The organism is Streptomyces sp. NPDC086077 (genome assembly GCF_040686175.1).
GTDB lineage: Bacteria > Actinomycetota > Actinomycetes > Streptomycetales > Streptomycetaceae > Streptomyces.
Genome location: NZ_JBFBJT010000185.1, coordinates 1 through 4,458, shown reverse-complemented (window position 1 = coordinate 4,458; position 4,458 = coordinate 1). Strand labels below are relative to the sequence as shown.

The window sequence follows — 4,458 nt, the reverse complement described above, 5'->3', positions numbered from 1 at the left end:
TGCGGCCGCGCTCCACCTCCGACAGATACGGCATCGAGATCCGGGCGGCGTCGGCGACGTCCTTCAACGTCCGCTGCTGCGCCAGCCGCTCCCGCCGCAGCACTTCACCGACGAGGTCACGCCAGAGCGGCTCCTTGCCTTCCGGCCGCTCCGGCCCTCCGGGCCGCACACCGACGGCGGGGCGGGCGCCCTCGGTTCGCGTCGGCTGCGGGCGCAGCGGGATGACACGGGCCTCGTTCGGCGTCGTCTGCTTCTTCGGCGCTTGGTTGGTCACCACTTCAGCCTAGGTACGTGGCCCGTCAGGGGAAGCCCACGGCGTTCCGCTCTCCGTGGAATCGGACGAAACTACCCGGATCGGGAAGACCGGTCCCAGAGGGAGGAGTTGACCCGCTCCGCACGGCGGTCGCACGAGCGAGCGGACTCCCACGAAGCGCTCTGCGCCTCCCGAATCCCGGGCCGGCGTGCCGCGTTCGGGCCATCACCCAGATCGGGGGCATGCGCGGGGAAAGCCCGGGTACACGCAGGTGTACGTCGTCAGGTTCCGGATACTCACCGGGGCATGACAACGGGTACCACCGAGGACAACAGAAGCCGAAGAGGCAGACGTCGCACCATGACTTTCGTGGGAGAGGTAATGGACACCGCCGTGACCGGGTCGGAGGCACAGGCCGTCAAGGACAGCCCCGTGGCCAGGACGGGTGAGGGGTCAACGCCGGAAGTCGTGGACCCCCGCACCGTGGCTCCACGCGATGCCCGTGAGCTGTCCCGCCAGTTCTTCGCGCGCCTGACCGAGCTCGAGGAAGGCACGCACGAATACCAGTACGCGCGTAACACCCTTATCGAGATGAACATGTCGTTGGTACGGTTCGCCGCCGGCCGGTTCCGCAACCGCGGCGACGACATGGAGGACATCGTCCAGACGGGGATGATCGGCCTGATCAAGGCCATCGACCGGTTCGAGCTGTCCCGCGAGGTCGAGTTCACGTCGTTCGCGCTGCCCTACATCGTCGGTGAGATCAAGCGGTTCTTCCGTGACACCACCTGGGCCGTGCACGTGCCCCGCCGTCTTCAGGAACTCCGCGTCGAACTGGCCAAGGCCCGCGAGGAACTGGCCAGCCGCCTGGACCGGGACCCCACGGTGGCCGAACTCGCCACGCTGATGAACATCTCCGAGCACGAGGTGATCGAGGCCCAGATCGCCGCCAACGGCTACAACTCGGCCTCCCTGGACGCCGCCCTCACCGGTGACGGCCCCGAGAACGGCGAGTCCGTCCTCGCCGACTTCATCGGCGTCGAGGAACACGGACTGCGGCTCGTCGAGGACTTTCAGTCGCTCGCCCCGCTGATGGCCGAACTGGACGAACGTGACCGGCAGATCCTGCATCTGAGGTTCGTCGAGGAGGCCACGCAGGCCGAGATCGGCGAGCGGCTCGGCTGCTCCCAGATGCACGTGTCGCGACTGCTCAAGCGGATCATCGTGCGGCTGCGCCGGGGCATGCTCGGGGAACTGGGCTGCGCCTGACGGGGAGGGCCCCCCGCGGCCGGATCCGACCGACGCACAGGAGATGGACCCGGAGGTGAGTCCCTGTCACGCGTCAGGGGCTCAGTCCGTGTCGTCCAGCGGCACCAGCGCCCGTACCCGCTTGCCCACCGGAACCCGCTCGACCGTCACCTCGGCCGCCAGCGCGTGCACGATCTCCAGACCGTGCCGGCCGACGCGGGCCGGGTCGCGCGGGAACCGCCTGGGCAGGGCGGCGCTGCTGTCGTACACGGACACCACCAGCGCGCTGTCCGTTCCCTCCAGCTCCAGGATGTACGGCCCGTTGCTGTGCCGGTCCGCGTTGGTGACCAGTTCGCTCACCACGAGGAGCACCGCTCCCTCGACGCGGTCGTCGATCTCGGCGCACCACTCGGTCCTGAGCTGTCCGAGAAAGTGTGCGGCCAGGGAGCGCGCCTCGGCGATGCATCCCGGCTCGCCCGTGTAGTGCGCCGCCCGCCGTAGTGGCTCCACGGGCACGTCGAAACCAGTCGGTACGACGGCCCCGTCCCCGTGCTCGATCATGCGTGTCTCTCTCCGAAGCCGGCCATGCCGGACGCTGCTGCACCAGTCCTCGTACCCCGAGCCGGGCGCCACAGTCCATAGTGCCGGAGAGGTCACACTGCCGGAGCGTTTGCGGGTGATTTAGGGGGGCGTGTACGCGGAGGACGAACGCTCCCCACTCCCGTTGACCCACCGAAAGGGCTGACATTTCTGGCAGTTTGGGCGGTTCCACCCTCGATCGCGCACGCGGACGGACCTCCCGGCGCGCGCCCGGCGCCTGCGCTGCTTAGCGTGGCGGGGTGAGCGCGCGAACCCCCTCCGGTCAGGCACTGGGCCGTCCCGGCTGGGTGCCGGCCGTGGCCGTGGTGCTGGCCGGGCTGGTCGCCATGGGGGTCACCGCCGCGCTGGGGCTGTGGGCGGCAGGGGCGGCCGATCTGCCCGACGGGGCGTTTCCCCGGGTGGTCGCGGCGACCGTCGTCACCTCCGTGGGAGGTGCCGTCGAGTTCTCCGGAGATGCCGGAGGCCTCGCCGAGACGACGGCGGGGCTGACCGTGATCCCGCTGTCCGTGACGCTGGTCGGCGCCCTGGTGATCGCCGCGGGCTTCCTGAGGCCACTGCGGCACCGGGCACCGGCGGGTGCCCGGGAGCTGGGCGCGTGGGCCGCCAAGGTGGCGGTGCTGTGGCTGCTGGGGCTGCTCGGTCTCGCCCTCGGGGCCCGGCAGACGTTCCGGATCTCGCTCGGCGAGGGCGCGATCGGCGACATCGGCGATCTGTTCGGTCTCACGCCGGAGGTCGGCTTCGCGACGGACGTGCCGCTCTCCCTGTTCTTCGGCCTGCTGTGGCTGGCGGGTGTGCTGGTGCTGACCGTGCTGGTCTCACGTGGTACTCCGCTGCGGGGCCGCCTGCTGCGCCTGCGGCAGCCGGCGCAGCAGGCCGCGTACGCGATGGTCGCCCTGCTCCTCGTTTATGTTCTTCTCGGCCTGATCATCGGTCTGGTCGCCGCGGGCACCCGTGGGCATCCCGCCGAGACCTTCGCGACGCTGCTGCTCGGCCTGCCGAACCTGGCGTGGCTCGGGCTCACCCTCGGCCTGGGCGCCACATGGGAGGGCCGGGTGGAGGGGCCGTTCAGCCTGCCGATGCCGCATGTGCTCGACCAGGTGCTGCGCTCCGAGGACGTCCAGGCCCTGAACGTCGGCACCCTGTCCGAACACGACGGCCGGGTGTGGTGGCTGGTGGTCGCGGCGGCGGTGCTGGTGCTCGCGGCCGCGTTCCTGACGGCGGCGCGCTCACCGGCCGGGGTGCCGCTCTGGCAGCACGCCGTGCGCATGGCCGTCGCGCTGGCGCTCACCGTGCTCATGATCTGCCTGGTCGGCCGCGTCTCGGCGTCCTACGGCCTGTCCGTCCTCGGCATCGGCGACCTGGGCGGCGATCTCGCCGGGGAGCTGTTCCTGCGTCCGCGCGTCTGGGGCGCGCTGGGGCTCGCCCTGCTGTGGGGGCTGGTGACCGGCGTCCTCGGCGCCCTGCTGGCCAGGGCGGTACGGCGCCGGGACCCGACGCCCCGGCCCGGCCCCGGCAACCGCGCCTAGACCAGCTCGCGGCAGCACAAGGGGCGCCGTCCAGTTGGCGGCGGCCTCGGGTGAGGCGGCGGCCTCGGGCCCTGCGGCGGCTCGGGGGCTTGCACCAACCAGGGGCAGCAGAAGGACTACGGCGGCCAGTGCGGCCCTGACGAGGGCTGCGCGCACGGTCACCATCCCGAGCATATTGTCATGACAGCGTCATCACAGTGGACGGTGCGTCGGCGGTCCAGCCCCGGATGCCCGGCAGCCGGCGATGGCACGTGTCAGGCGACGGGAACGACAAGAGCCGGGATGGTGCGCTGCATCCGCAGGGCGTCGACGGACTCGGCCAGCAGCTCGTACTCCGTGGTGTCGTCGCAGGTGGCGATCCTGACCAGTCGCCCGGCGGCCAACTGGTCGGCGATCAGCTCCTGCTGGCCCGCGTCGGCACACCAGGCGCGCAGCACCGACGGCACGTCGGCCACGCCGGCGCCGACCGGGATCAGCGCGTTCGGCGGATACGGGGCGTCACCGGGTTGGGGATCGAGCCGCTCCGCGATCCAGTTGGCGCGATCGCGCAGCCACCACAGCGCGAGGGCCAGAGTGGGTGCCCGGTAGGTGCCCAGAGGTACGCCGATTCGCCGGCCGCCGCAGGTGCCGTACGCCGTTACATGGCACAGGAATTCGTCGTGCACGTTCGCCTCCCCCGTCGCGTTGCCCGCCAGCGGTGATGCCCCGCTTTCGGTGCGGCTCCTGTGCGGTGAAACAGTCCCTGTACGTTCGAGTATCTTCACTCTTGAATCACTGTCACCATGTCTTTCCGGCCAGTCTCCTGGCATATTCACCGCGCGTATTGGCCGG

At 70.7% G+C, this 4,458-nt stretch carries 5 protein-coding genes; 2 read left to right on the top strand and 3 right to left on the bottom strand.

What is annotated here, in order from left to right; genetic code table 11:
• A partial coding sequence (locus AB0O67_RS33200) for a helix-turn-helix transcriptional regulator (protein ID WP_365458385.1) occupies positions 1-274 on the bottom strand: 274 nt, incomplete at its 3' end.
• 360 nt (positions 275-634) lie between these two features.
• Here AB0O67_RS33200 and AB0O67_RS33195 point away from each other — a divergent pair.
• Positions 635-1,522 (top strand): RNA polymerase sigma factor SigF, encoded by an 888-nt coding sequence (locus AB0O67_RS33195; RefSeq protein WP_365458418.1) that lies wholly within the window; start codon positions 635-637, stop codon positions 1,520-1,522.
• Between the two features lie 81 nt (positions 1,523-1,603).
• Here the strand turns inward: AB0O67_RS33195 and AB0O67_RS33190 are convergent, their stop codons facing one another.
• Positions 1,604-2,062 carry an ATP-binding protein gene (locus tag AB0O67_RS33190; protein ID WP_365458382.1) on the bottom strand — a complete coding sequence of 153 codons (459 nt, stop codon included), beginning with the start codon at positions 2,060-2,062 and terminating at the stop codon, positions 1,604-1,606.
• 278 nt (positions 2,063-2,340) lie between these two features.
• On the opposite strand from AB0O67_RS33190, the gene AB0O67_RS33185 reads away from it, so the two are divergent.
• A complete protein-coding gene (locus AB0O67_RS33185; RefSeq protein WP_365458379.1) occupies positions 2,341-3,627 on the top strand; it encodes a streptophobe family protein in 1,287 nt (428 codons plus the stop codon).
• Positions 3,628-3,881: 254 nt separating this feature from the next.
• Here the strand turns inward: AB0O67_RS33185 and AB0O67_RS33180 are convergent, their stop codons facing one another.
• Positions 3,882-4,292 (bottom strand): hypothetical protein, encoded by a 411-nt coding sequence (locus AB0O67_RS33180; protein ID WP_365458376.1) that lies wholly within the window; start codon positions 4,290-4,292, stop codon positions 3,882-3,884.
• Between the last annotated feature and the right edge of the window lie 166 nt (positions 4,293-4,458).

Excerpts from the sequence above, each read along its gene's own strand:
- AB0O67_RS33195 (WP_365458418.1), top strand. The coding sequence starts at position 635 with ATGGACACCGCCGTGACCGGGTCGGAGGCACAGGCCGTCAAGGACAGC.
- AB0O67_RS33190 (WP_365458382.1), bottom strand. The coding sequence starts at position 2,062 with ATGATCGAGCACGGGGACGGGGCCGTCGTACCGACTGGTTTCGACGTG.